The 26,667-nt window shown below is 73.6% G+C and carries 18 protein-coding genes; 12 read left to right on the top strand and 6 right to left on the bottom strand.

What is annotated here, in order from left to right; all coding sequences use genetic code 11:
- Positions 1-28: 28 nt before the first annotated feature.
- From ACF059_RS12405 to ACF059_RS12390, 4 genes are all read left to right on the top strand, one after another.
- Positions 29-841, top strand: coding sequence for a DeoR/GlpR family DNA-binding transcription regulator (locus tag ACF059_RS12405; protein ID WP_392055138.1), 813 nt, complete (start codon positions 29-31; stop codon positions 839-841).
- Between the two features lie 662 nt (positions 842-1,503).
- Positions 1,504-2,013 (top strand): hypothetical protein, encoded by a 510-nt coding sequence (locus ACF059_RS12400; protein ID WP_392055136.1) that lies wholly within the window; start codon positions 1,504-1,506, stop codon positions 2,011-2,013.
- Positions 2,014-2,209: 196 nt separating this feature from the next.
- The gene (locus ACF059_RS12395; RefSeq protein WP_392055133.1) at positions 2,210-3,367 is read left to right on the top strand and encodes a PLP-dependent cysteine synthase family protein; all 1,158 of its coding nucleotides are present in this window, start codon (positions 2,210-2,212) and stop codon (positions 3,365-3,367) included.
- Complete coding sequence (locus tag ACF059_RS12390) at positions 3,364-4,668, top strand: MFS transporter (RefSeq protein ID WP_392055130.1); 1,305 nt, start codon at positions 3,364-3,366, stop codon at positions 4,666-4,668. The genes ACF059_RS12395 and ACF059_RS12390 overlap by 4 nt, the downstream gene beginning before the upstream one ends.
- Positions 4,669-4,747: 79 nt before the next feature.
- Here the strand turns inward: ACF059_RS12390 and ACF059_RS12385 are convergent, their stop codons facing one another.
- From ACF059_RS12385 to ACF059_RS12375, 3 genes are all read right to left on the bottom strand, one after another.
- Entirely contained in the window at positions 4,748-5,581 is an 834-nt protein-coding gene (locus tag ACF059_RS12385; RefSeq protein ID WP_366868231.1) for an alpha/beta hydrolase, read from the bottom strand.
- Positions 5,582-5,651: 70 nt separating this feature from the next.
- On the bottom strand, positions 5,652-6,482 hold the full coding sequence (locus ACF059_RS12380; RefSeq protein ID WP_392055127.1) for an alpha/beta fold hydrolase: 831 nt from the start codon (positions 6,480-6,482) through the stop codon (positions 5,652-5,654).
- Between the two features lie 197 nt (positions 6,483-6,679).
- Entirely contained in the window at positions 6,680-7,828 is a 1,149-nt protein-coding gene (locus tag ACF059_RS12375) for a serine hydrolase domain-containing protein (RefSeq protein WP_392055124.1), read from the bottom strand.
- A gap of 325 nt (positions 7,829-8,153) precedes the next feature.
- On the opposite strand from ACF059_RS12375, the gene ACF059_RS12370 reads away from it, so the two are divergent.
- Positions 8,154-11,189, top strand: coding sequence for a BTAD domain-containing putative transcriptional regulator (locus ACF059_RS12370; RefSeq protein WP_392055121.1), 3,036 nt, complete (start codon positions 8,154-8,156; stop codon positions 11,187-11,189).
- Positions 11,190-11,397: 208 nt separating this feature from the next.
- Positions 11,398-11,979 carry a sigma-70 family RNA polymerase sigma factor gene (locus ACF059_RS12365; protein WP_392055119.1) on the top strand — a complete coding sequence of 194 codons (582 nt, stop codon included), beginning with the start codon at positions 11,398-11,400 and terminating at the stop codon, positions 11,977-11,979.
- 32 nt (positions 11,980-12,011) lie between these two features.
- Here the strand turns inward: ACF059_RS12365 and ACF059_RS12360 are convergent, their stop codons facing one another.
- The 3 genes from ACF059_RS12360 to ACF059_RS12350 all read right to left on the bottom strand — a co-directional run bounded on the left by ACF059_RS12360 (position 12,012) and on the right by ACF059_RS12350 (position 18,261).
- Positions 12,012-12,740, bottom strand: a complete 729-nt coding sequence (locus tag ACF059_RS12360) for a hypothetical protein (protein WP_392055116.1) — start codon at positions 12,738-12,740, stop codon at positions 12,012-12,014.
- Positions 12,741-12,850: 110 nt separating this feature from the next.
- Complete coding sequence (locus ACF059_RS12355) at positions 12,851-14,188, bottom strand: M1 family metallopeptidase (RefSeq protein WP_392055113.1); 1,338 nt, start codon at positions 14,186-14,188, stop codon at positions 12,851-12,853.
- Between the two features lie 86 nt (positions 14,189-14,274).
- On the bottom strand, positions 14,275-18,261 hold the full coding sequence (locus tag ACF059_RS12350; RefSeq protein WP_392055110.1) for a Pls/PosA family non-ribosomal peptide synthetase: 3,987 nt from the start codon (positions 18,259-18,261) through the stop codon (positions 14,275-14,277).
- 202 nt (positions 18,262-18,463) lie between these two features.
- Between ACF059_RS12350 and ACF059_RS12345 the strand changes: the two genes are divergently transcribed.
- The 6 genes from ACF059_RS12345 to ACF059_RS12320 all read left to right on the top strand — a co-directional run bounded on the left by ACF059_RS12345 (position 18,464) and on the right by ACF059_RS12320 (position 26,586).
- Positions 18,464-18,901, top strand: coding sequence for an SRPBCC domain-containing protein (locus ACF059_RS12345; RefSeq protein WP_392055107.1), 438 nt, complete (start codon positions 18,464-18,466; stop codon positions 18,899-18,901).
- A 201-nt stretch (positions 18,902-19,102) separates the two neighbouring features.
- Entirely contained in the window at positions 19,103-19,558 is a 456-nt protein-coding gene (locus ACF059_RS12340; RefSeq protein WP_392055104.1) for a GNAT family N-acetyltransferase, read from the top strand.
- A 141-nt stretch (positions 19,559-19,699) separates the two neighbouring features.
- Positions 19,700-20,734 carry a hypothetical protein gene (locus ACF059_RS12335; RefSeq protein WP_392055101.1) on the top strand — a complete coding sequence of 345 codons (1,035 nt, stop codon included), beginning with the start codon at positions 19,700-19,702 and terminating at the stop codon, positions 20,732-20,734.
- Entirely contained in the window at positions 20,731-22,803 is a 2,073-nt protein-coding gene (locus tag ACF059_RS12330) for a hypothetical protein (RefSeq protein WP_392055098.1), read from the top strand. Before ACF059_RS12335 ends, ACF059_RS12330 begins: the two co-directional genes overlap by 4 nt.
- Positions 22,800-23,753 (top strand): AAA family ATPase, encoded by a 954-nt coding sequence (locus tag ACF059_RS12325; RefSeq protein ID WP_392055095.1) that lies wholly within the window; start codon positions 22,800-22,802, stop codon positions 23,751-23,753. The genes ACF059_RS12330 and ACF059_RS12325 overlap by 4 nt, the downstream gene beginning before the upstream one ends.
- Positions 23,746-26,586 (top strand): TIR-like protein FxsC, encoded by a 2,841-nt coding sequence (locus ACF059_RS12320; RefSeq protein WP_392055092.1) that lies wholly within the window; start codon positions 23,746-23,748, stop codon positions 26,584-26,586. The genes ACF059_RS12325 and ACF059_RS12320 overlap by 8 nt, the downstream gene beginning before the upstream one ends.
- The last annotated feature ends 81 nt before the right edge of the window (positions 26,587-26,667 follow it).

Here is a 26,667-nt window from a genome sequence, read left to right as displayed (position 1 = left end):
GATTGGCCGCTTACCCGGGAGTCGCCCCTTGGCCGAGCAGGCTACCCAACTGGCCCACCAGCGACGCGCGTTCATCCTCGCCGCCGTCCGGCGCGACGGCGCGGTACGGGTGGCGGACCTGGTCGGTCAGCTCGGCGTATCGGACATGACCATCCGACGGGACCTGGACGCCCTCGCGCGGCGCGGCGCCGTCGAGAAGGTCTACGGCGGGGCCGTCGCCGCCGCGGACGGGCCGAGCGGGCACGAGCCCGGATTCGAGGCCAAGTCCGATCTGGAGGGCGAGGCCAAGGCCGCCATCGCGGACACGGCCGCCACCTTGGTGGAACCGGGCAGCGTGGTCGCGATCTCGGGCGGCACGACCGCGCACGCGGTCGCCGCCCGGCTCCTCGGCGTCCCGCGGCTCACGATCGTCACCAACTCTTTGCCCGTGGCGGACCTGGTGCGGGCCGCCGGGCTCGATCCGGCCGCCGGGGCCCCGACCCTGCTGCTCACCGGCGGCTCCCCCACCCCCTCGGCCGCGCTGGCCGGCCCGCTCGCCGACCTGGTGATCGGCTCCCTCCACGTGGACCTCCTGGTCCTGGGCGCGCACGGCGTGTCGGAGACGGCCGGTCTGACCACGCCCAATCTGATGGAGGCCCAGACCAACCGGGCCCTGGTGGCCTCGGCACGGCGGATCGCCGTCGTGGCGGACCACACCAAGTGGGGGATGGTCGGGCTCAGCGGTTTCGCGACGCTCGATCAGGCCGACTGGTACGTGACCGACCGGGACACGCCCGCACCGGCGCGCGCCGCGCTCAAGGAGGCGGTGGGCGAGCTCCTCGTCGCCGGCGAGGAGACGTGAGCGGGAGGGCGGCGGGCTTAGGCCACTTCCCCGGTCCGGGGACGACTGTCCAGATCTCGTAGCCCCGCCCGGCGGGCCAGCGCTTAAGATCACCCGTGATGACAGCCCGACCGCACTTACGCGCTGAAGGGGCCCGCTCACGCGCGGGTCTCGCAGGGCTGCTCGGGCTGAGCGTCCTCCTCCTCGGCTTCCTCTGCGCTTTCGGCGCGCCCCTTGAGGACCCTGCCTCGGGCCATGTGGCCCGCCACGCCTCCACCTCGGTCGCCGTGCCCAACTCCGGCTCCGCGCCAGCGCTGGTGGCCCCCGGTCATCCGGAGCCGGCCCACCCCGTGCACGAGTGCGCGCTGGGGGGCCCGCGGCAGACGGTGGCGCCGGAGGCGCCTGCTCCCGCCCCGCCGGTCGAGGCGCGGCGCGCCCCTGCCGGGTGTCCGGGCGTGACTCCCCCTCGTACCCCGGGAGACGACGACCCTCCCCTCCCCCGGCATCCGGGGACGTCGAGCGTGCTCCGGGTATAGCGGCGGCGCGCGCGACCGGCTGACGGCTGCGCTCACGCGTATGCGGCCCCGTGGCCGCTATGTTCGGAATCGTCCAGTTTCCACGCCCGCCGCCTGTCCAGCCGCTCCCCGTGCCCACGGGGGAGGCGACTGCCGCACGGAGGAACTGTGCCCCGTCACCCCCTCGCAGGCCGCCGCACCGGCCCCTCCCTCGTACGCCGTGCCCACCGGGCGGTCACCCGGCCCGGCCGGCTGCTCGCGGGCCTGCTGGGCCTCCTGTTGCTCGCGACGGTCCACTGTTCCTTCCATCCCGCCGATGACGGCCACGGCCTCGGACACGGACAGGGACAGGGAATCAGCCACGGGCATCGGCCCGGATACGCCTCGGCGGCACCGACCACCGCCGGGAACACGGTGCGCATGGCGCCGGCCGGGGCCGGCGAGGACCGCCACCCCCAGCACGATCAACACCACGCCACCTGCGTCTCCCCCGGCCTCACCCCGCAGACGCAGAACACCTCTCAGCCCACGGCGGGCGCCCCGGGGCTGTTGCTGCTGTCCTTGGCCGGCCGGCCCCCGGCCCTCGCGCCGTCCCCCTCCGCCCGGCACGCCTGCGGACCGCACCCGCCCCCGACCGGCCGCTCCACCCTGACCACCATCTGTCGGTGGCGCATCTAGGGGATGGCTCGTTCCCGATCTGCTCCGCCTGATCGGCAACGCACACCCCAAACCACTCGCCACGCAGCAGCCGTGCGCATCGGCTGCGGCATGCCCGTCCCCGCGCCCAGCGCCCGCGCCCAGCGCCCAACGGCGGCGTACGCATGCGACACGACGAGCGAGTCCATGACGCGCACCATCGACCGAGAGCGAACTCATGCATTCCTCAACGACCGACGTGACTCCCCCCGCGCGATCCGCCCTGTCCGGGCTGGTCGGCAACACTCCGCTCCTCCACGTATCGGAACCGCTCGCCCCCGCGGGACGGGGCTTCTGGGCGAAGCTGGAAGGCTTCAACCCCGGCGGGATCAAGGACCGCCCGGGTCTGCACATGGTGGAGCGGGCCCGTGCCCGTGGTGACCTGAAGCCCGGGGCCCGGATCATCGAGTCCACCAGCGGCACCCTGGGGCTCGGGCTGGCGCTGGCCGGCATGGTGTACGGCCATCCGGTCACCCTGGTCACCGACCCCGGCCTGGAGGGGTCGATGACCCGGCTGCTGACCGCGTACGGGGCTCAGGTCAACGTCGTCTCGGAGCCGCACCCGACGGGTGGCTGGCAGCAGGCCCGCCGCGAGCGGGTGGTCCACCTGATGGAGCAGCACCCGGATTCGTGGTGCCCGGACCAGTACAACAACCCCGACAACACCTCGGCCTACACCCCGCTCGCCCTCGAACTGGCCACGGAGCTGGGGCACATCGACGTCCTGGTGTGCAGCGTGGGCACCGGCGGCCACTCCGCCGGCATCTCGCGCGTCCTGCGCCAGCTCTATCCGGAGCTGACCCTGGTGGGCGTGGACACCGTCGGCTCCACGATCTTCGGACAGCCCGCCCGGCCCCGGCTGATGCGCGGCCTCGGTTCGAGCATCTACCCGCGCAACGTCGCCTACGAGAACTTCGACGAGGTGCACTGGGTGGCCCCGGCCGAGGCGGTGTGGACCTGCCGCCAACTGGCCTCCTCCCACTACGCCACCGGGGGCTGGAGCGTCGGCGCCGTCGCGCTGGTGGCGGGCTGGGCGGCCCGGACCCTGCCGGGGGACACGCGGATCGCGGCGGTCTTCCCCGACGGCCCGCAGCGCTACCTCGGCACCGTCTACGACGACGACTACTGCGCGGCCCACGGCCTCCTCGGCTCACCGCCCGCGCCCGAACCCGAGGTCATCGGCCGCCTGGACGAGAAGGAGGTGACCCACTGGACCCGCTGCACCCGTGTCGTCGACCCGCTCACGCTCGCCGGCCGCACACCGCCGTCCGACGGGACCCACGGCGCGGAAGGTGTGGAAGGCGGGAGCGACGGCGCGGAAGGCGGGAGCGCGTGAAGGGCACGCTCGCGCAGGTCCGCACGTACGAGCGCAGCGTGCAGCTGCTGACGGTGAACCAGTTCACCATCAACCTGGGCTTCTACATGTTGATGCCCTACCTCGCCGCCCACCTCGCGGGCCCGCTCGGGCTGGCGGGCTGGCTCGTCGGGCTGATCCTCGGCGTCCGCAACTTCAGCCAGCAGGGCATGTTCCTGATCGGCGGCACCCTCGCCGACCGTCTCGGCTACAAGCCGATGATCATTGCCGGGTTGGGGTTGCGGGTCGTCGGCTTCGCCACCCTCGGACTCGTCGACTCCGCACCGGCTCTGCTGGCCGCCTCGGCCGCCACCGGCCTGGCCGGAGCGCTCTTCAACCCCGCCACCCGCGCCTACCTGGCCCACGACGCGGGCGAACGGCGCGTCGAGGCCTTCGCCCTGTTCAACGTCTTCTACCAGGCCGGCATCCTCCTCGGGCCGCTGGTCGGCATGGTGCTCACCGGGGTCGACTTCCGCGTCACCTGCCTGGTGGCGGCGGGCATCTTCGCCGTCCTGGGCCTCGTCCAGATCCGCGCCCTGCCCGCCCGGCGCGGCGAGGACACGAGGGAGCGGGCGGACGGCCCGGCCGAGGGGGTGCTCGCCCAGTGGCGCGGCATGCTGGCCAACCGGCCCTTCCTGCTCTTCTCGGTGGCCATGATCGGCTCGTACGTCATGTCCTTCCAGGTCTACCTGGCGCTTCCGCTGGAGGTGCGGCGCCTGGGCGGCGAAGGGCGGTTCGCCGCGGCGGCGGTGGCCGGGCTGTTCGCCGTCTCGGGCCTGAGCACGATCCTCTTCCAGACGAAGATCACCGCCTGGTGCAAGGCCCGCACCGAGCCGGGCCGCGCGCTCGTCTGGGGGCTGCTGACGATGGGCCTGGCCTTCGTACCGCTGCTGGCGGCCACGGCCGTACCCGTACCGGACGGGGGCGCCGGGCTCTGGCTGCTGGCCGCGCTACCACCCGCGCTGGCGGCCCTGTTGCTGGCCCTGGGCACCATGATCGCCTACCCGTTCGAGATGGACACGATCGTCCGGCTCGCCGAGGGGCGCATGGTCGCCACGCACTACGGCCTGTACAACACCATCTGCGGGATCGGCATCACCGTCGGGAACCTGCTCACCGGCGCGGCGCTCGACGCCGCACGCGACGCCGGGATGTCCGCCCTGCCGTGGCTGGCCCTCCTCACCCTCGGTCTGCTGTGCGCCGCCGCCCTGTACGGACTGCACCGCACGGGCCGGCTCGCACCTCCCGCGGCGCGGACGCGACCGGAGACCGTGGCCATGTGACCGGACCGACCGGACCCGGGAGCGGGCCGCGGCCGGGGGGCACCCCGCCGTCGTGGGGGCGGCGGCGGGGTGCGCGCGATCACTTGGCCAGGAAGGCCAGGAGCGCCTCGGTGACTTCCCGGGCGTGGGTCCACAGCAGGCCGTGGGGTGCGCCGTCGATGACGACGTAGTCGGCCTGCGGGAGCGCCTGGTGGAAGAGGGCGCCGGTGGCCTCGATGGGCAGGATGCGGTCGGCGGTGCCGTGCAGGATCAGCGCCGGGACGTCGATCTTGGGCAGGTCGGCGCGGAAATCGGTGGACCAGGTCGCCACGCAGGCCAGCGAGGCGTACGCGGAGGCTCCCGCGGCGACGTTCCAGCTGTTGCGGACGGCTTCCTCGCTGATGCGCGTGCCGAGGTTCTCGTCGAGGTTGTAGAAGTCCTCGTAGAAGGCGGTGAAGTAGGCGTAGCGATCGGCGGTGACGGCCCCTTCGATGTCCTTGAAGACGGCGCCGTCGACACCGCCGGGGTTGTCGTCGGTCTTGAGCAGGAAGGGTTCGAGGGAGGCGAGGAAGGCGGCCTTGGCTATCCGGGCGGAGCCGTAGGTGCCCAGGTAGCGGCCGACCTCGCCGGTTCCCATGGAGAAGCCGACCAGGACGACGTCGTTCAGGTCGAGGGTTTCGAGGACCGTGTTCAGGTCGGCGGCGAAGGTGTCGTAGTCGTAGCCGGTGGTGGGCTGGCTGGAGCGGCCGAAACCGCGCCGGTCGTACGTGATCACGCGGTAGCCGGCCGACAGCAGGGCGGCGGACTGCTTCTCCCAGGAGTGGCCGTCGAGCGGGTAGCCGTGGATCAGCACGACCGGCTGGCCGGTGCCGTGGTCCTCGTAGTACAGCTCGATGCTGGTCGAGTTCTCCTGGCCGACGGTGATGAACGCCATGGTGTTACTGCCTTTCGATGAGACGTGCGGTGGGTGGTGAGGTGCCCGGTACGGGGGGCGGCTCTGTCGCTCAGCGGACCGTGTGGGCCGCGCGCTCCACGATGCGGGCGACGGCGTCGGGGCGGGAGACCGGCACCGCGTGCGACGCGTCGATGACGGTGGTGCGGGCACCGGCCCGGGCCGACATGTAACGCTGGGCGGCGACGGGGATGTTGAGGTCCTGCGTGGTCACCAGGGACCAGGAGGGGATCGTCTTCCAGGCGGCCTTCGTCGACTTCTCCTCCAGCGCGGCGGCGGCGATCGGACGCTGCCCCGCCGCCATGAGGCCGGCCTTGTCGGCGGGCACGTCGGCGGCGAACTGGCCGCGGAACTTCTCCGCCTTGATGTACACGTCCGCGCCCTGACCGCCGTCGGGCAGCGTGTAGTTGACCGGCTCGATCGCCTGGCCGAGGGTGCTGCCGGGGAACTTGTTCGTCAGCCCGAGCGAGCTCTCGCCGACGTCGGGCAGGAACGCGGCGATGTAGACCAGCGCCTTGACCTTGTCCTCCAGGCCCGCGGCGGCCTGGCTGATGACGGTACCGCCGTAGGAATGGCCGACCAGGATCACCGGTCCGTCGATGTGGTCGACGACGCTGCGCAGGTAGGCGGCATCGTTCGCCGGACCGCGCAGCGGGTTGGCGGCGGCCACCACCGGGTAGCCCGCGCGCTGCAGCCGCGTGACGACACCGTCCCAGCTCGCGGCGTCGGCGAAGGCCCCGTGCTCCAGCACGATCGTCGGTCGTTCCGGGTGGACGGGCGTCGCACTGGCCGCACCGGGGAGGGTGACGGCGGCCGCGGAGAGCCCTACGGCCGCTGTGACACCGAGCAGGGCGGATCTGCGGCTGAGGGGGGTGGTGCGCATGCGTGAATGTCCTTCTTCTCTTGGCCGTCGGCCCTGACCGGGCCCGGCGACATGGCGGTGCGTTCGAGAGCCGAGGCACCGAGTTCCTCGCTTGTTCGTCCTGTCCTACGACGGCAGGACCGGTTCGGTTCACCCCGAGAACGGCGCTGTCGTTCCGGCAGCGCTCAGCCCGTGCTCAGCCCGTGCTCAGCCTGTGCTCAGCCCGTGGATGCGAGGACTTCGTAGACCTGCCGCATGTAGCTGTGGGTGCGCTTCGAGCCGAGGATGCCGTCGCCCAGCCGGTTCATCGTGTACGCGAACGTGACGCGCCGGTCGAGGTCCATCAGGACGATCGACCCGCCCCGGCCGACCCAGAAGCAGATCCTCCCGGTGGGCATGTGGGGCATCGTCCTCGCGTCGGCGAGGGCGAAGCCGAGGCCCCAGCGGACGGGAACCCCCAGGAACAGGTCGACTCCGTCGGCCTGCACGTCGAGGGCCTTGTCCACCGTGGCCGCGGAGAGGAGCCGGCGGCCGTTCACCTGGCCGCGCCGTGAGATCGCGGAGAGGGCGCGGGCCATGCCCCGCGCGTTGCCGTGTCCGTTGACGGCTCCGAGTTCGGCGCGGCGCCACTGCGGGGTGTCGACGTGCTCGTCCCGGGCGGGGCTGCCGAGCAGCGTCTTGGTGAAGATCCCCTCGGGATCCAGGCCGTCGGGTATCCCGGAGGGCTGCGCCGGGGCCACCAGTTCCGCGATGCGCGGCCAGTCGGCCTGCCGCGCACCGATCTGTACGTCGGCCTGCGCCGGCCGGGCGATCTCGCTGTCGACGAACTCGGTCAGGGTCAGGCCGCTGACCCTCCGGACGAGCTCTCCTATCAGCTGGCCTTGCGTCTGCACGTGGTAGCCCGAGGCGCTGCCCGGCTCCCACCAGGGCGCCTGCGCGGCCAGTCGGGCGCTCGCGGTCGGCCCGTCGTACAGGTCGTCCATGGTGAAGGGGTGCTGCCAGCCCGAGAGCCCCGAGGTGTGGGCCAGGACGTGCCGTACCTTGATGTCCTGCTTGCCCTGGGCGGCGAATTCGGGCCAGTAGTGCGCGACCGGGCGGTCGAGGTCGAGTGCGCCCCGGTCGACGAGGACGAGGGCCGCCAGGCTGCTGAGGGTCTTGGTGGTCGACCACAGGCTGACCACCGTGTCCCGGCGCCAGGGAGCGGTCCGCGCCGCGTCGGTGTGTCCACCCCACAGATCGACTTCCATGACTCCGTCGACGTCGACGGCGATCGACGCCCCCAGCTCCTCTCCCGACGCCAGGTGCGCTGCGAGCGCCGCGCGGACCGGTTCGAACCGTGCGGTGCTCGTTCCCTCGATGGTGACCATGATTTTTCCCCACTCGTGACGACGGCCGTTCGGTCACACAACGGCAGGGACCTCATGCCGGTTCATGGCCGGTTGGACAGCGGTTCGTACCGCGCCACCTGCGGCGTCATCGCATGGAGGGCTCCTGCTAAGGTCACTGTCCGGTGATGCGGGCAGGGGACGACGGGTCCTCACCGCTCCGGACACCCGCACCGGCCACCCGCACCGGCCACCCCCCTCTCGGCGGACAGCTCATCGCGGCGAAGGTCGCGCGCGTGTCCGCGGGCCGTGGTCATGGGTGTGCCCCCGATGGTGGCGCCGTCGAGCGGGATTCCGGGTGGATGCGATGACAGCTGTGGGGCAGGGTCTCGACTTCGGGCTGCTGGGTCCGCTGGTGGTACGGCGGGCGGGCGCGCTGGTCGATCCGGGTCGGCGCAGGCAGCGGCTGCTGCTGATCCGCCTGCTGCTCGCCGACGGCCGGGCGGTCGCGCCCCAGACGCTGTGCGAGGAGTTGTGGCCGCAGCAGCCGGGACGGAGCCCGGGCGGGGCGGTGAACTCCCTGCACGCCCACGTCAGCAAGCTGCGCGCGGTCCTGGAACCCCCGCACCTGCGTCGGAACGGCGCCTTCGAACTGCTGGTCACCGAGCCCCTGGGCTACGCCCTGCGGGTGCCGTCCGAGAGCCGTGACACCGTGCGCTTCGAGCGGTCCCTCGCCCGGGCGCGCCTGTTCATGGACGAGGGCCGGCCCGAGCGCGCCGGCGAAGAGGCCGAGGCCGCCCTGGGATTGTGGCGTGGCACCGCGTTCGCCGACGCGGCGCACCACCTGTTCGCCACCCAGGAGACAGCCCGCCTGGAGGAACTGCGGCAGGCCGCACGCGAGATCCGTACCACCGCACTGCTCGTACAAGGACGGATCACCGAAGCCCTGGAAGCGGCGCAGGAGTTGACCGCGGCGCATCCCCTGCGGGAAACCGGCTGGGCCCTGCTGCTGCGCGCCCTGTACCTGGCCGGCCGGCACCCCGAAGCGCTTCAGCGCTACACCGAGCTGCGCGGGCTCCTCGCCGACGAACTCGGCCTCGAACCGGGCCCGTCCCTGCGCGCCCTGCACCAGGGCATCCTCCACCACGACCTGCCGCCCCTCCCCTCAGCCGGTGAGCTGAACGGCTTCGGCGCGGCCTCCGCCCCGGGAGCCGGGGGCGCCGAGCAGGGTCGCGATCCGGTCGACGCACGCCACGCCCCGGCCGCGGAGGAGGAGACCACCTCGCCGTCCCTCGCCCGCCCGGCTCAACTGCCCGCCAGCCTGCCGGTGTTCGCGGGGCGGGCCGCCGAGGGCGCGTGGCTGTCGGCCGTAAGCGGTGCACCGGACCGGACCGGGCCGACGGCTGCTCCCGTCGTCGTCATCAGCGGTGCCCCCGGTGTCGGCAAGACCACCTTCGCCGTCCACCACGCCCACCGCATCGCCTCGTCCTTCCCCGACGGACAGCTCTTCGTCAACCTGTGCGGATTTCACCCCCACGCACCCGCCGTGGACCCCGGCACCGTCCTGCACGGCTTCCTCACCGCCCTCGGCGTTCCCGCGCAGCGCATCCCGGAGGACACCCCGGCCCGCAGCACCCTCTTCCGCAGCCTCCTCGCCGACCGCCGGATCCTCCTGGTCCTGGACAACGCCCGTGACGAGGAGCAAGTACGCCCCCTGCTCCCGGCGGGTGCGGGCTGCCTGACCCTGATCACGAGCCGCAACCAGCTTCCCGGCCTGATCGCCAGCGACGGCGCCAAACCCCTCACGCTCGCGCTGCCCTCACCGACCGAGGCCCACCAGGCCCTCGAACGACGTCTGGGAAGCGAGAGACTGGCCGCCGAACCCACCGCCACGGCCGAGATCATCCGCCTGTGCGGACGACTCCCCCTGGCCATGGCCGTGGTCGCCGCGCGCGCCGAACTGGACCCGTCCTTCCCCCTGCACGCCATCGTCGACGACCTGACGCACACCCACGGCGACCTCGACGCGTTCACCGGCTTTGACAGCAGCACCGACGTGCGCACCGTCTTCTCCTGGTCCTACCGGTCCCTGGACGAGCACGCAGCCCGGCTCTTCCGCCTCCTGGCCCTGCACCCCGGCCCCCACATCACGGCCCCCGCCGCCGCCGGACTCCTCGGCCTCCCCCTCGCCCGGACCCGCCGCGCCCTGGCCGCACTGACCGGTTCCTGCCTCGTGGAACAGCCACAGCCGGGCCGCTACGGCGTGCACGACCTCCTGCGCTGGTACGCCGGCGAGCTCACCCAGCTCCACGACAGCGCCCAGGAACGCGACCACGCCACCCTGCGGGTCCTGGACCACTACATGTTCTCCGCCTACGCGGCCAACCAGCTCCTCAAGCAGGACACGACGGCCGAACTCGACCTCGGCACGCCCGCCCAGGGCGTCACCCCGGAGACGTTCACCGGCGCCCAGCAGGCGACCCGGTGGTTCACCGCCGAGCACCGGGTGCTGGCCGGCCTGCTCCACTCGGCCGTGAGCCAGGGGCTCGACCACCACACCACCGGGCTGGCCTGGTCGCTCAAGGAGCATCTCCAGCGCCAGGAGTTCTGGCCCGAAGCGATCACGGCGCTGACCCCGGCCCTCGAAGTGGCCCGGCGCCGGGGCGACCGGCTCGAAGAGGGGCGTTGCCTGCGCCACCTGGGCAGCATCCACGGCTATCTCGGCCACCAGGAAGAAGCCCTGCAGCACCTCCGCACCGCCACCACGATCTTCGAGCAGCTCGACGCGACCGGCGACGAGGCGCGCGCCCACTACGTGATGGCGTGCGCGCTGTTCCTGTTCGGCCGGGTGGAGGAGGCCGTGACGTTCTCCGAGCGGGGACTGGAGCTGTCCCGGAAGACCGGTGAGGAGTTGTGGCTGGCCGAGTGCCTCCTCGAACTCGCCTGGTTCTTCTCCAACCTGGGGCAGCTGGAGAAGGGCCTCGCGTACAGCGAGGAGGGCATCGCCCTGTTCCAGCGCCTGGACGCGCCGTGGCAGCTGGCCCAGGGGTGGGACATCGTGGGCTACACCCTGCGTGCCCTGGGCCGTTACGAGGAATCGGTGGCCACCTACCAGCGGGCGACGCGGGCGTTCGAGGAGCTGGGCGACCACAGGAACGCCATCGGCACGCTGATGCGCCTCGGGGACACCCGGCTGGCCCAGGGCGACCGGGAAGGCGCACGAGCGGACTGGGTCACGGCCCTGGAGAACGCCGACGCGCGAGCCATGCGTCACAGCGCCCAGCAGGTCCGCGACCGGCTCACCGCCCTCGACCTGCATACGGACCCCACGCCCACCGTCCCGGAGCGGGTGGCCGGAAGCCACCGCCTCCCGGTTCCCCACCAGGGTGGCCCCGCCCACTAGGACGGCCCCTGCCCTGTGAACGCCCGCGAGCGGGCGACGGTTCACCCACACCTCGCGCCGACTGCGACCGCGCCCGCGACCCCGACCCGAAGGGGACGGCAAGAAGACGACAAGGTTCGGCCAAGGGCCCCCCACGAGTGTTGAGCCACTCCCCCGCACATGCGGGCGAGCAGGCCACAGCACACTCGCACAGGAACGGGCACCACCCATGAACGGGATCATGGAAGCGGGGACCACCCCCCTCGCTCCGCCTCAGGCGCACACCCCCCACGTCACCTCGGACGCCGACTGCGATGCCTTCATGCGTGACGTCTACGACCAGCACGGGCCGCTGCTCGTCCGGTACGCCACGCGGCTGCTCGACGGCGACTGGCACAAGGCGGAGGACATCTTCCAGGAGACGGCGGCCCGCGCCTGGAAGCACGGCCGCTCCCTGGGGACCCGCGCCGACCAGATCCGGCCATGGCTGTTCACCGTGGCGAGGAACCTCGTCATCGACCACCACCGGGCCCGCCGGAACCGGCCGCTGGAGCTCATGCCGGTCGAGGACCTGGACGCGTCCTGGGACGGCACGGAATCCGCGCTCACCACCCATGCGGTGCTCAAGGCCCTGCGGGAACTGAACGAGCAACAGCGCACCGTCATCCGTCTCATGTACTCCCTGGAATGCAGCGTGGCCCAGGCGGCCGAGCACCTCGGCGTCCCGCCCGGCACCGTCAAGAGCCGCGCCTTCTACGCCGTGCGGGCGCTGCGCAAGGCGCTGGAGAAGCAGGGCGTTCTCACGGGATGACCACGGCGCGGCGGGTCGCCTGCCGGCGCCGCCTACGGCCGCAGCTGGGCGGCGAGTGCCTCGGCGACCTTCCTGAGCGACTCGCCGGCCAGGGCCGGGTCCGCCTGGGTGACGGGCCATCCCTGGGAGACCACGAGCGCCATGTCGCCCTTGCCCGCCACCGCCACCCGCGCGACGGCAGCCGTGCCCCGGCCCGGGGTGACCCTGGTCTGGCCGATCCCGGGCCTGTCCTTGGAGAACGCCATCACCTCGTCGGTGCCGAGGGTGCCGAGGCGGGCGATCTGCGGCAGCGCCAGGTTCACCGCCACCCCGTCCTCGGACGCGGCCACGAGGTCGATCTGCACCGGGGCTTCCGAAGCCGTGAAGTGGCAGACGACGGACGTGTGCGGCGGGACGGCGGGGTTGGAGGGGAGCCCGAACGGTGGCGTGGGCTCCCCGCTGGGCCAGGCCTCAGCCGGCCGGCCCGGGTCGACGGTCCCCTGAGCCGCGGGGTCGCCTCCGGACGCCGCCGGGGTGACGGTCCGTTCGGCACCGGCCGCCTTCAGCGCCGCCGCCGGGTCCAGGCCGAACGGGCAGGCCGACGTACTCGTCAGCTGCTTCGCCGTCGAGGCGACCCGGTCGTAGGACAGCCTCTCACCGCCCGAGGCGGCCCCGCCGGAACTCCCGGACGAGGAACAGGCGCTCCCGGCGAGGGCGATCGCGGCCACGCCGGCCAGGGCGAGGATGCGGCGGTACGTGCCTGCTGTGCGATCAGCTGTCATCCGGTCAGACTAATCCTGCCCCCGCATCTGCGGGGCGGATGTCGTGCGGGGGCCCGGCCGTGAAGGCGAACAGCCCCGACCTCCAGTGTCCACAGACGCACAGGCCGCCGTCAGGGCGCCGGGGGCAGTGGCGGGAGCGACGGCTCGTACAGCCAGGCCGCGAGGAGGTCGTCCACCGGGGCGGCGGCGTAGCGGGCCACGTGGGCGGTGAAGCCGGCGGTGGTCACCACGCCGTGGCGGTGCACCGAGGCCCAGTCGCGCAGCATCCGGAAGAACGCGTCCTCACCGAGGGCGCAGCGGACCGCGTGCACGGCGAGGCCGCCGCGCTGGTACAGGCGGTCGTCGAACATCAGCTTGCGCCCCGGGTCGGCCAGCCGCAGGTCCTGCGGCTGCGAGGCCAGCAGGCGGTGTGCGGCGGCCGCCCGTTCGTGTGCGGTCCGGCCGCCGGAGCGCTCCGACCAGAGCCATTCCGCGTACTTCGCGAATCCCTCGTTCAGCCAGATGTGCCGCCAGTCGGCGATGGTCACGCTGTTGCCGAACCACTGGTGCGCGAGCTCGTGGGCGATGAGCCGCTCCGAGCCGCGCACGCCGTCCACGTGGTTGACGCCGAACAGGGAGAGCCCCTGGGCCTCGACCGGGACGTCCAGTTCCTCGTCGGCGACGACCACCGCGTACTCGCCGAAGGGGTAGGGCCCGAACAGCTCCTCGAACAGCTGCATCATGGCGGGCTGCCGGGCGAAGTCGCGGGAGAAGCGGGGCAGCAGGTGCGCCGGCACGTGTGCGCTCTGCGGGACGCCGCCGAGCCCGGGGTCGCCGAGCAGCACCGTCTGGTACATGCCGATGGACAGGCCGACCAGGTAGCTGGAGGTCGGCGCGGGCTGCTCGTACACCCAGGTGGTCGTGCTGGCCCTGGTCGTACGGGTGAGCAGCCGGCCCCCGACGACCACCGTGTAGGCGGACGGGGTGTTGACGGAGATCTGGTACGAGGCCTTGTCGGCGGGCCGGTCGTTGCACGGGTACCAGGAGGGCGCGCCGACCGGCTGGCTGGCCACCAGCGCGCCGTCGGTCAGTTCCTCCCAGCCGATGCCGCCCCAGGGGCTGCGCACCGGCTTGGGGTTGCCCGCCCAGTGCACCTCCACGGTGAAGGCGGAGCCGGCGGGCAGCGGCTTGGCCGGCCGGATGCGGAGTCTGCCGCCGCGGTGGGTGTAGTGCGGCGCCCGGCCGTCGACCAGGACCCGGCTCGTTTTGAACTCGGCCAGGTTCAGGTGGAACTCGGTGAGCGGGGCGCGTCCGGCGATCGCGCTGAGCCGGGCCGTCCCGGCCAGGCGGTTGGGACCGGGGCGGTATTCCAGAGCGAGTTCGTACCGGTGCACGCGGTAACGGGCGTCGCCGTTGGCCGGGAAGTACGGGTCCGCCGGCGCCGGTGCCGCTGTGCTGTGGCCGCTCACTGCCGCTTCCGCTCCCTGCGCTGTGCTCGTACGACGTGCTGGTGTGCCGGTGGACAGCGCCGCGCCGAGGCGCCGCCGCGGTCCCGTCAGGGCCGCCACGCCTCGATCGGGTTGCCCAGCCAGCGGCTGTCGGAGGGGACCGATTCCCCGGCCATGACGAGAGAGGCGGGGCCCAGGGTGCTGCGGGCCCCGACCGTGCTCCCAGGCAGGACGATTCCGCCCGGGCCCAGGGTGGCGCCCTCACGGAGGACCACAGTATCCGTCCTCAAGATCCGGTCGTGGAAGAGGTGTGTCTGCAGGACACAGCCCCGGTTCACGCTGACCGCGTCGCCCAGCGCCACCAGGTCCGTCTCGGGCAGCCAGTAGCTCTCGCACCACACGCCCCGGCCGATGCGGGCCCCGAGCGCGCGCAGCCACAGGACCAGGAGCGGCGTACCGGGTACCGATCCGGCCAGCCACGGTACGGCCAGCACCTCGACGAAGGTGTCGGCCAGCTCGTTGCGCCACACGAAGCCGCTCCACAGCGGGTGCTCGCCCGTGCGGTGACGGCCCACCAGCAGCCATTTCGCGGCCACCGCGACCAGGCAGGCGGCCGCGCCGGCGGCGAGCAGGACCGCTCCGGACAGCAGCGCGGCGCCCCCGGTCCCCAGACCGGTCGTGGTGAGCAGCGCGCAGAGCGCCGCCCCCGTCAGTACGGCGAGCGCGGCCGAGCAGAAGACGGGGACGAGCCGGCACAGCTCGACCAGACCGCGCGCCCACAGCAGGCGCGCGGGGGGATCGTACGTCCGGCTCTGATCGGCGTCCGCGGCCGAGCGTGGCAGCCGGACCGGGGGCAGGCCCAGGTAGGAGCTGCCCTTCTTGGCCTTCTTGGGGGTCGCGGACAGGACTCCGACGAGCCCGTCGTCCGGTACGGTGCGGCCCGGCGCGGTCATTCCGGAGTTGCCGAGGAAGGCCCGGCGGCCGATCTCGGAGTGTCCGATCCGCACCCAGCCGCCGCCCAGTTCACAGGGGGCGGTCAGGGTGTCGTCGGCGAGGAAGGCGCCTTCGCCGACGGTGGTCAGGCTCGGCAGCGCGAGCACCGTGGACACCTCCGCGCCGCGGCCGATCCGCATGCCGAGCAGCCGCAGCCACACCGGGGTGATGAGCCCGGCGTACAGCGGGAAGAGGGTGGCGCGCGACAGGTCCATCAGCTGGGTGACGGTCCAGGCCTGCCAGCCGACGCGGCTGTGCGTCGGATGGCTTCCGGTGCACAGGCCCAGGCTGAGCAGGCGGACGCCTACGAGCAGCAGGAGCGCGTACGCGAACCCGTAGGCGAGCGCGCCGGGGACCACGGCGAGCAGGGCTCCGCGCAGGGCCTGGACGAGGCCGGCGCCCGGGGGCACGAACCGGCTCACCACGAGCAGGGCGGGCAGCGCGGCGAGCACGGGCAGGGCGGTGAGCCCGAAGCCGGTCGCCCCGTACATGGCGCGCCAGTGGACCGAGCGCGGCGGGCGTTCCCTGGGCCAGTTGCGCTTGGCCTTGCCGAGCTTGCCGGCGGGCGCTCCGGCCCACCGCTGGCCGGTCGGGATCTGGCCGACGACGGCGGAGCCGGGGGCCACTTCGGCGCGCTTGCCGACGCGCGCGCCGGGGAAGAGGATGCTGCGGGTGCCGACCACGGCGCCCGCGCCGACCTTGACCGGGCCGATTTCGAGGCGGTCGCCGTCCAGCCAGTGTCCGGAGAGGTCGACTTCGGACTCCACGGCGCAGCCGCGCCCGAGCTTGAGCATGCCCGTGACCGGGGGCAGCGAGTGCAGGTCCACCTCGGGGCCGATCTTGGCGCCGAGGGCCCGGCCGTAGCGCTCCAGCCAGGAGCCGGTGAGCGAAGTGGCGCCGACGCACTCGACGAGCCGCTCGGCCGTCCAGAGCCTCAGGTGCACGCTTCCGCCGCGCGGATGGCGTCCCGGCGTGACCCCGCGCAGCAGCAGGCGGGCGCCGCCGGCCGCGAGGGCGAGCCGGCCCGGGGGGCTGAAGAACAGCGCCGCGCCGGCGGCGACGAGCCACCAGGACGCGGCCGGCGCCCAGGGGTACGGGCCGAACCGGTGCAGGACGTTGCCCAGGGCCAGCGCCACCGTCGTCCAGCGCAGGCCGACCAGGGTGAAGAGCGGGAGGAGCAGGAGCGACTGCACCATCTGGGAGCGGAGCGGAACCGGTACGACGGTCCGTGCGGCGCCGTCGTCCCGTACGGACTTCTCCAGCCGCCGGGCCAGTTTGCGCAGCGTGGGCTGTTGATAGACGTCGAGTACGGCCGCCCTCGGGTAGCGGGTGCGCAGCCGGGTGGTGAGCTGCGCGGCGGCGAGGCTGCTGCCGCCGATCGCGAAGAAGTCGTCGTCGGCCCCGGTGACGGCCACGCCGAGGGTCTCGCTCCACTGCTCGGCGAGCCAGGCCTCGGTGCCGTACAACTGCTCGGTGCGGCCGGTGCTCTGCGCTTCGGGCAGGGGCCAGGGCAGCGCGTCGCGGTCCACCTTGCCGGAGGTGCGGGTCGGCAGCTCGGCGACGGGGGCGAGCAGCGGCACGAGGGCCGCGGGCAGCTCGGCGCGCAGCCGGGTCACGGCCGCGGCGTGGTCCCAGCCCTCCTGAACGACGAGGTAGCCGACGAGGAGCTGGTTGCCGCTGCGGGCCGTGCGGACGGCGGCGGCCGCGCCGGCGACGCCGGGCAGGGCCTGGAGGGCGGCGTCCACTTCGCCCAGCTCGATGCGCCGGCCGCCGAGTTTGATCTGCTCGTCGGCGCGGCCGAGGAAGACCAGCCCTTCCGGCTCCGCGCGGACGAGGTCGCCGCTGCGGTAGGCGCGCTGCCAGCCGAGGGATTCCAGGGGCGCGTACTTCTGGGCGTCCTTCTCGGGGTCGAGGTAGCGGGCGAGGCCGACGCCGCCGATCACGAGCTGGCCGCTGCCGCCCATCGGGACCGGCTCGCCGGACTCGTCGACCACGGCCAGTTCCCAGCCGGTCAGCGGGAAGCCGATCCGGATGGGCTCCTCGCCGGTCAGCAGCGCGGCGCAGGCGACGACGGTGGCCTCGGTGGGCCCGTACGTGTTCCAGACCTCGCGGCCCTCCGTGACCAGGCGCTGGGTCAGTTCGGGCGGGCAGGCCTCACCGCCGAAGATCAGCAGCCGGACTTCGTTCAGGGCCTCGGGCTCCCAGAGTGCGGCCAGGGTGGGGACGGTGGAGACCACGGTGATCTCCTGGTCCGCGAGCCAGGGGCCGAGGTCGGCGCCGCTGCGCACCTGGGAGCGGGGTACGGGCACCAGGCAGGCGCCGTGGCGCCAGGCCAGCCACATCTCCTCGCAGGAGGCGTCGAAGGCGACGGACAGGCCGGCCATGACGCGGTCGCCGGGCCCGATCGGCTCCTCGGTGAGGAACAGTGCGGCCTCGGCGTCCACGAAGGCGGCGGCGCTGCGGTGGCTGACGGCGACGCCCTTGGGCGTGCCGGTGGAGCCGGAGGTGAAGATGATCCAGGCGTCGTGCTCGGGCCCGGGGCGGTGGGGGCGGGGGCGTTCGGCGTGGCGGCGTTCGATGTGGGGGCGGTCGGCGTGGGGGCGGTTGCTGTCGTCGGGGCGGTTGCTGTCGTCGGGGCGGGCCTCTGCGGCCTCGGTCCTGTCGATGCGCTCCCCGGGGCCCAGTACCGCCCGCACCCGCGCCTCGCCGAAGACCAGCTCGGCGCGCTCGTCGGGGTCCTCGGCGTCGACGGGTACGTAGGCCGCGCCTGCGGCGAGTACGGCGAGGATGCCCGCGTACAGCTCGTTGGTCCCGGACGGCACCCGTACGCCCACCCGGTCGCCGAGCCCCACCCCGGCGGCGGCGAGGGAGCGCCGCCGGCGCTCGACCACGGCGGCCAGCGCGCGGTAGGTCAGCCGCTCGGTGCCGTCGTCCAGGGCGAGTTCGTCGGGGTACGCCCGTACGGAGTCCTCGAAGACGTCGACGAGGGTGCGCGGCGGGGCGGCGGGCCCGGCGGTGAACCGGGCGAACTTGACGGACTCCTCGCGCGGTGCGCCGTCGTCGAGCAGAGTGACGTCACCGCGCTCAGGTGTGGCTGACATCGGCCCTCGCGTCTCGTTCCCGGTGGCGACCGGGTCACCGGCGGAGCCCGGGTCTGCCCGGGTTGTTCCGTTCCAGCGCCAAACAGCCCGCCAGTCTAGTGCGCCATCAAGAATTTTCCGGTCGAAGCCTTGCGCGTGGCCGGGAAGTAGCGATAGAGCGAACACCGGGTGCGGGGGCGATCGGAGCGGAGGTGACCGGGCCGTGGACACGGACGCAGTCACGCTGGAGCGGCACGTCGCCGCGCGCCCGGCGACGGTGTTCTCCTTCCTCACCGAAGACGACAAGTGGCTCGCGTGGATGGGCGAGGACGGGGAGTTCACCTTCGAGCCCGGCGGCGCCTACCGGACCACCGTGCGGCGTGACGCCGTCGCCGCGGGGCGGTTCCTCGCGATCGAGCGGCCCGCGCGGATCGTGTTCAGCTGGGGCTGGGCCGAGGGCGACGAGGCCGTACCGCCCGGCTCCAGCACCGTGGAGATCACGCTCGAAGCGGTGGACGAGGGCACCCGGCTGCGCCTGACGCACCGGGGCCTGCCCTCCCCCGACGCGTGCGCCGCCCACGCCGAGGCCTGGACGCACTACGTCCGGCGCCTGGTGACCTGGGCGGAGGGAAGCGACCCGGGCCCCGACGACTGGACGTGACGGCCGCGACTGATCCGCAGGCCGCGCCACCTACCAGTCGCCGGCTGCCCGGGCACCTGTCCACGGCGGCGCTGCGCCGGCCCGGTTTGCGACACCCCGGCGCCTGCCTGGGCCGCCCGCTTCCAGGATGATCGATCCGCGTTCCGTCCCCGTCCCCTTCCCCGTCCCCTCCGTACGCCTTCGATCAGGGAGTCCGAATCCATGTCCGACATCACGGTACGAGCCGTACGGCCCGAGGACTTCGCGCAGTGGCGTGCCCTGTACCGCGGCTACGCCGACTTCTACCAGGTGGAGCAGACCGAGGAGGCGGCCGCCACGGTGTGGTCGTGGGTGACCGACCCCGGCCACGAGGTCAGCGCCCTGGTGGCCGAGGGCCCCGACGGCCGGCTGTGCGGTCTGGCCCACTACCGCCCCTTCGCCCGGCCGCTCTCCGCCACGGTCGGCTGCTTCCTCGACGACCTGTTCGTGGCCCCGGAGCACCGCGGCTCGGGCGCCGCCGACGCCCTGCTCGACGCCCTGCGCGCACTCGCCGCCGAGCGCGGCTGGAGCGTGGTGCGGTGGATCACGGCCGACGACAACCACCGGGCGAGGTCGAAGTACGACCAGGTGGCCACGCGCACCATGTGGGTCACCTACGACATGGCACCCACCCGCTGAGGAACCGCGGCGGCTGCGGCCCCGTCAAGGCCGGTAGCCGGGGCGGCCGCACGGCCCGGCCGGGTATCGCGATCGGGGCCCGCGCGCCCGCCGCGGTTGTTAGCCTGCGGGGACACTGCTCTTGCCACGGGGAGGCGGTTGATGCAGGCGCGCCTGGTATTCGTCCACGGGATCGGTGGCCTTCGCGATCCGGCCCGGGAGCTCACCGCCTGGACCCGGGCCCTGGCCGCCGGCATGCGGGCCGCCGGGCACGGCGCGGCCGCCCGTGACCTGCTCTCCGGCGCCTCGGGCCGTCCGGACAGGCACGTGTTCGTCCACTACGCCGACCTCTTCACGCGCGGGCAGGCCCAGGGCGGGGACGTCCTCGGCGCCCCCGGCGCGGCGGGGGCCGGGTCCCTGGAGGATGCGGCGGGGGCGGAGGCGGAGATCCTCTCGGAGTTGCTCGTCGCCTGGGTGGACGGTGTGGCCGCGGGGCATGCGGAGCGGTCCGACGAGCGGGACCGCAGGATCCTGGACCACGCCCGGGCGCAGGCCCGGCCGCGCGCGCAGGAGCAGGGCAGCCTGGCGGTCGTCCGCCGTGCGCTCAACGTCGCGACGACGCTGCTGGCCCTCAAGCCGTGGGGCGGCGCCGCCCGGTGGATCACCCCGAAGATGATGGTCAGCCATCTCGGTCAGGTGGCGCGCTACTTGGCGCGCGGTGAGCCCGACGATCAGGGCGTCAGCCTCGACCGCAGGATCCGCGCCCGTGTAGGCGAGGCGATCGGTGACGGGCCGGCCGTCGTGGTGGCGCATTCCCTGGGCTCGGTCGTCGCCCTCGAAACGCTGCACCAACTCACCGTCCCCGTGCCGCTGTTGGTGACCCTCGGCTCGCCGATCGCCACCAGGACCGTGGTGTGGCCGCGGCTCCTGCCCCAGCCGCCGAGCGTCCCCGGATGTGTCGGCGCGTGGCTGAACTTCTGGGACCGGGACGACATCATCGCCGTCCGGCCGCATCTGGAGCGCGAGTTGCGCCCCAGCGACACCGGGGTCACCCCGACCAGCCGGCGCGTGGACTCGGACGGCGCCTGGGTCCACGACGCCGAGAAGTACCTCGCCCAGCCGGCGGTGGCCGGTCCCGTCGCGGAGGCGCTCGCCGCGGCGGCGGGTGGGACCGGCAGCGGCGGTGGCGGCGGGTGAGAGGGGGCCTGAGCGGTCGCCGTCACGTCCTGGTGGTGGCCCCGCACTGCGGGTCGATGCTGCGCCTGGAGCGCCTGGAGGAGGCGGCCGCCGAGCTGTACGAGGTACTGACCGACCCCTCGTTGGGTGCGTGCGCGCCCGGCCTGCCGCACGGCCGCAGCGCGCTGATCGCCGGCGACGGACTGACCAGCGACATCGTCCGGAAAACGGTGGAAGAGGCGATCGGGCACGCGGCGCGGCACCACGCGGCGCTGGTCCTCGCCTTCCTCGGCCACGGCTTCGCGCCCGGCCGGACCAGCTCCCTGCACCTCATGTGCGAGGACTCCACGGAGGACCTCCGGCACGACTCCGTGAACGTGAGCGCTCTGCTGGCCGTCGCCGTGGACCACCCCGGAGTGGACGGCGTACTGGGCCTCGTGGACACCTGCCACGCCGGCGGGGCGCCGCCCCCGGCCGAGGACCTCGCCGCGGGCGCCCGGGGCGGCCGCACCCGGCTGGGTCTGCTGATGTCCGCGTCCCTGGGGCAGTCCGCGGTCGACATGACCTTCTCCCGGCACCTGAGCGAGCTCCTGCGCGCCGGGCGGCACGGGGCCGGCGGCACGCTGCGCGTGAGCGACGTGCGCGACGCCCTGCGCGCCGTGGTCGTCGGCCAGGACATCACCGGCTTCGACTACGACGGGGACGGCTCGGCCCGGGAGCCGTTGTGGATCGCGCGCAACGCCCGGGCCCGCGAAGGGCTCCTCGGCGGACTCGGCGGGCGGCTCGCGGCGGAGGAGCTGACCGAGGCGCTCGCGGCCGTGGACCCCCGGATGCCGGTGCCCGACGCCACCCCGGATCTGGGGGCGGCCCTGCGGTGCCGGACGGAACTCCTCGGCCACCCGCCCGGCCCGGCCCGTCAGCGCGCCGTGCAGGCCGTGGACGGGCTGCTCGTCGCGGTCCGCACGGTGGAGTTCGTGCGGGGCTGGCTCGGCGGCGAGCTGACCACCGCCCGGATCCGGCACGCGCTGCACACCCTGCTGGCGGCCGAGGGCCGGCTGCCGGCCTGCGACCCCCACCTCACCGACGTCGCCGTCGTCGACGAGCTGACCTTCAACCATCCGGCCACCGACAGGGACGGACGGCGCGCCGTCGCCCGCTTCGTGGCGCTGCTCGGCCAGGCCTGCGGGAAGGACCTCGACGACCCCGAACTGCGCTCGTGGGCGCAGCGCATCGAAGCCCCCGTCGAGGTCAACGACGCCATCGAGCACGCCGCCCGGCGTACGCAGGGCCAGCGCCTCGGCCTGGTCGTCAGCCTGCACTCCTCCCTGACCGGGGACTGGCCCGAAGTGCTCGACGGGTGGCTGCTCCTGGACGGGGCGATGATCCACCACGAGCAGTTCCCCAGCGAGACGGCGGACCGCAGGGGAGCCGAGAACGCGGTCGAGGACGCGGTGCTGTGGGCCGAGGACCACGCCCGGACGCTGGATCTGCCCCTGAAGCGGCTCGACCTGGCCGTGCCCAGCGGTCTGCTCCTGGCGTGGCGGCCGGAGGAGGCCGGCGTCGCCATGCTGCTGGGCATCCGCTACGAGGTGCGCCTGCACTGGAGCAACCGGCTGACCCCGGACGCCGTACTGCGCAGCATCGAGCCCGTCGTCGCCGAACGCTGGCAGTCGATCGCGCAGCACCAGGCCGGTACGCCCGTCGACTGGCTCGCGTACGAGGACCTCGCCGATCCGCACCTCCTGCGCGGGCACCTCCGCAACGGCCGCTACACCCGCGGCATCGGGCTGACCCAGCACCCCGGCGCCGACGCGCGACTCATGGAGATGCTGCTCGCCTACACCCCCGTACTGCTGTGGCCGCACGCTGCGGACGGCTTCCCGCGGGAGCGGCACGGCTGCCTCGACCGGAGCTGGTGGGCCATGCCGGGCGCTCTCGCGCGTGCCTACCGGGACCGCTGGCGGGGGGTCGCCGGCGCGGACCTGGCCGATCTCCGGGCCGTCTGGGACGACGAGGACTGGCTGCGCTTCTGCCGGTTCTTCAGGACCACGGCTCCCCCGACCCGTACCCGAGATGAGGGGACTCCATGACCCGGGACGCGTACTACCGAGGCGACGGCGTGCCGAGGGGTGACACGACACTGCCCGAACCACCGCCGTGGCGCACCTTTCCCAGGGGCTCGGCGGCCGGCGTGTTCCGGCCGCCGGCCGGGCTGACGGAGGCGGTGAACGCGGCCCTCGCGCTGCGCCGGCCCCTGTTGATCACCGGTGGTCCCGGCACGGGGAAGTCCACGGTGATCGAGCAGGTGGCCGCGGAGCTCGCGCTGGGGCCCGTACTCCTGTGGCACATCACCTCGCGCAGCACCCTCGCGGACGCGCTCTACCGCTACGACGCCCTCGGCCGCATCCACGCCCACCGGCTCCAGCAGGAGAAGGCGCAGGCGGGCGGGGACGCGGGCGGGGACGATGTGGCCGCCTTCCTGACGCTCGGCCCCCTGGGCACGGCGCTGTTGCCGTCGAAGCGGCCGCGCGCGCTGCTCATCGACGAGATCGACAAGGCCGACCTCGACCTGCCCGGGGACCTTCTCGACGTCCTGGAACGCGGCGAGTTCCGGATCACCGAGCTGATGCGCGAGGAACAGCACACCGCCCGCGTGCGGACGTGGGAGAGCGAGGTCCGGCACGTGGTGGAGGACGGCCACGTGCAGTGCACCGAGTTCCCCTTCATCGTCATGACGAGCAACGGCGAACAGGAGCTGCCCGCCCCCTTCCTGCGCCGGTGCGTGCGCTACACCATGCCCAAGCCGACGGCCGCACTCATCCGTGACGTGGTGCGCGGCCATCTGGGGCTGGACGTGGGTGCGTCGGGGCCGACGGCGGAGCTCGTCGACGAGTTCGTGCGCCGGGTCGCGGCGGGTGAGAGCGTGGCCGTCGACCAACTGCTGGGCACTCTGCACCTGTTGAACGGACCGACCCGGTCACAGGGCGCCGAGCGTGAGCGGCTGATCGCCCTCCTCATGAAGGACCTCTCGGGTGCCTGAGGACCCGCTGACGACAGTGGTGTCCGCGCTCCACGGCCTCGGCCACGACCTGGACGGGCTCTGTGTCGCCGAGTTGCTCTGGCTCGCCGCCCGTACGCGGGGCGGGAGCGCGGAAGCGGCCCGCGAGGAGGGCGCGGAGGCGGCCGGGGGCGAGAGCGCCGGAACGGTCGACCCGCGTGAACTGCTCAGCACCTGGGGCCGGTCGGTGTACGGGTACGGCTCCGCGGGCACCGGCGGCGACGGGGTGCCCGCCCGGCAGGTGTCCGTACCCCGGGGAACCGCGCTGCCCCGGGCCCGGGAGATCGCCCGGTCGCTGCGTCCGCTGCGCCGGCCGTGGGCGGCGGGTCGCAGGCACCAGCTGGACGTCGCGGAGACCGTGTCCGGCTACGCCCGCAGCGGTGAACTCCTGCCCGCCTTCCGCCCGGCCCCGGAGCGCTGGTTCGACCTGACCGTCGTCCTCGACCGGTCGCCGACCATGGCCGTATGGGACGACACCGTCGACGAACTGCTGAAGGTCCTGGCGACGACGGGCGCCTTCCGTACGCTGCGGGTCCGTGAGGTGGACTCCTGGGAGGCGCGGCCGCGCCGTCGCCGGGCCGGGTCCCGGACGGCGCCGGGGCGCCGGCTGGTGCTCGTCGTCTCGGACTGCGCGGCGGGGGCCGGCGGCGCGGACGGGTTCTGGGGCCGGATCCAGGCGTGGGCGGGCGCCGCCCCCACCGTGCTCGTCAACCCGCTCCCGCCGAAGATCTGGCGGCACACGGGGCTCGACCTGCCCGCGGTCAAGGTCACCACTCCCGGCACCCCCGGCGTGGCCAACGCCCGCCTGCACTTCCTGGCTCCGCCACTGTTGGAGGACTTGTTCGACCTGCCGGGTGAGCGCCGGACCGGCTGGACGCCCCTGCCGGTCGTCGGGCTGACCCCGCGCTCCCTCGGGCGCTGGGCCCGCACGCTCATGCGCGGCGACCCCGGGGGGTGCGAGGCCGTCCTCGTCCCCGAGCCGGGCACGGTGCTCCACAGGCCCGCCTCGCCCCATCCGGCCACGGACGCCGGGCAGTTGGTGGAGGCTTTCCTCCACCGGGCGTCCGCGCCCGCCGTACGGCTGGCCGTGCTGTGCTCCACGTACCCGCGGATGCATGCCGGGATGCTGCACCTGGTGCGGCAGGAGCTGGTACCGGAGGCGAGCGCGGCCGACCTGGCCGAGGTGGTCGTCGGCGGCCTGGTAGCGGTGGGCGAGGGCGGGCCGGCGGGCGGCGGGCCGGTCCTGACCTTCCGGGACGGTGTCCGCGAGCGGCTGGCTCCCCGCCTCGGCGCGCGCGACGCGGTGCGCACGCGGGACACCGTGAGCCGGTTCATCACGGAACACGCCGACGCCGCGGCGCGCTTCCCGGCGCTCGTCCCCGACACCGACGGCGATGCGGTGATCCCCGCCGGTGACACGCCGTTCGCGGAGGTGTCCCCGGCGATCTTGCGCACGCTGGGGCCGGTGGCCGAACGGGGGGCGGATCCCGGCGTCGAGCGACCGTACTTCTTCCTCAGCTACGCCCACACCCCGCGCTACATCGAGACGGACCCGGACCCCGACATGTGGGTCCAGCGGCTCTTCCGCGACCTGTCCTCCCACGTGACGGCCCTGACGGACATGCCCGCCGGATATCCGGCGGGGTTCATGGACCGTCAGCTCCGCGTCGGGGAGGGATGGGCACAGCGGCTCGGGGAGGTACTGGCCACCTGCCGGACCTTCGTACCCCTCTACTCGCCGCGCTACTTCACCAGCACGACCTGCGGAAAGGAGTGGTTCGCCTTCGCCCAGCGCACCGCCTACCACCATGCGCGGAGCGACTCGTCGGCGACGGAGGCGATCATCCCCGCCTCGTGGGTCCCGGTGCCCCCGCACCAAATGCCACGTGTCGCACGGCGGTTGGCCTTCGACCACAGCCACTTCGGCGAGCACTACGCGACCGACGGGCTGTACGGCATGATCAAACTGCGGGCGTTCGCCGAGGAGTACGAGCGGGCGGTGTACCAACTGGCCAGGCGCATCGTCCATGTGGCGGACACCGCGAACATCGCCGTCGGCCGCCCCGTCGACTACCAGACGGCCCCGAGCGCCTTCGAAACGCTGACCGCGTCCCCGGCGCAGAGCAATCTGCGGATCGCCGTTGTGGCACCCACCGTGCACGATCTTCCCCAGGGACGGGACGCGGTGTACTACGGTGACAGCCCCGACGACTGGAACCCGTACTACGCCGATTCCAGGAGGCCGCTGGCGCACGTGGCCACCGAGCTGGCGTTCCACCTCAACAGCCAGGTGAACGTGTCCAGCTTCGACGAGGAGCTCTCCAGGGTCTCCGGGGCCGCCGCGACCGCCGGGACCGCCGGCAACCAGCCTCCGCCTGGGCCGCTGATCCTGCTGGTCGACCGGTGGGCACTGGAGGTGCCCACCCTGCGCGAGGGCCTGGCGGCCCTGGATGCGGCGAACCCGGCGGGAACGAGCCTGATCCTCGCCTGGAGCCGGCACGACCGGCAGAGTCACGCCTCGGACGCCGAGCTGGCCGCCGGGCTGCAGCGCACGATTCCGCGGCTGATGAGCCGGACCACGGAGTACTCGGCGGCCGCGGCACGAGGCGTGCTCACCCTGGAGGACTTCGGCGCGGTGATGCCGCAGGTCGTGGCCGCGACCTCCCAGGACTACCTCAGGCACGCCGAGGCCTACCCGCCCACCGGGGGCCCCTCGTCCCAGGCGCCCCGACCCCGGCTGCTCGGGCCCATACGGGCCTTGCCGCCCTCGCCCGGGGCCTCCTCCCCGGGCGGGGAGGAGCACGACGAACCGTGACGTGGGGACGTGCGGGCAGATGGGGGACGCGGGCAGATGGGGGACGCGGGCAGGTGAGGGATGCGCGGCGGTCGACCGCAT

This window comes from Streptomyces sp. NPDC016562, assembly GCF_043076955.1.
GTDB lineage: Bacteria > Actinomycetota > Actinomycetes > Streptomycetales > Streptomycetaceae > Streptomyces.
The sequence above is the reverse complement of the archived record's forward strand: the minus strand, read 5'-3'. Positions and strand labels throughout refer to the sequence as shown.

Excerpts from the sequence above, each read along its gene's own strand:
- ACF059_RS12340 (WP_392055104.1), top strand. The coding sequence starts at position 19,103 with ATGTCCGACATCACGGTACGAGCCGTACGGCCCGAGGACTTCGCGCAG.
- ACF059_RS12360 (WP_392055116.1), bottom strand. The coding sequence starts at position 12,740 with ATGACAGCTGATCGCACAGCAGGCACGTACCGCCGCATCCTCGCCCTG.
- ACF059_RS12395 (WP_392055133.1), top strand. The coding sequence starts at position 2,210 with ATGCATTCCTCAACGACCGACGTGACTCCCCCCGCGCGATCCGCCCTG.
- ACF059_RS12385 (WP_366868231.1), bottom strand. The coding sequence starts at position 5,581 with ATGGCGTTCATCACCGTCGGCCAGGAGAACTCGACCAGCATCGAGCTG.
- ACF059_RS12365 (WP_392055119.1), top strand. The coding sequence starts at position 11,398 with ATGAACGGGATCATGGAAGCGGGGACCACCCCCCTCGCTCCGCCTCAG.
- ACF059_RS12380 (WP_392055127.1), bottom strand. The coding sequence starts at position 6,482 with ATGCGCACCACCCCCCTCAGCCGCAGATCCGCCCTGCTCGGTGTCACA.
- ACF059_RS12335 (WP_392055101.1), top strand. The coding sequence starts at position 19,700 with ATGCAGGCGCGCCTGGTATTCGTCCACGGGATCGGTGGCCTTCGCGAT.
- ACF059_RS12325 (WP_392055095.1), top strand. The coding sequence starts at position 22,800 with ATGACCCGGGACGCGTACTACCGAGGCGACGGCGTGCCGAGGGGTGAC.
- ACF059_RS12370 (WP_392055121.1), top strand. The coding sequence starts at position 8,154 with ATGACAGCTGTGGGGCAGGGTCTCGACTTCGGGCTGCTGGGTCCGCTG.
- ACF059_RS12350 (WP_392055110.1), bottom strand. The coding sequence starts at position 18,261 with ATGTCAGCCACACCTGAGCGCGGTGACGTCACTCTGCTCGACGACGGC.
- ACF059_RS12375 (WP_392055124.1), bottom strand. The coding sequence starts at position 7,828 with ATGGTCACCATCGAGGGAACGAGCACCGCACGGTTCGAACCGGTCCGC.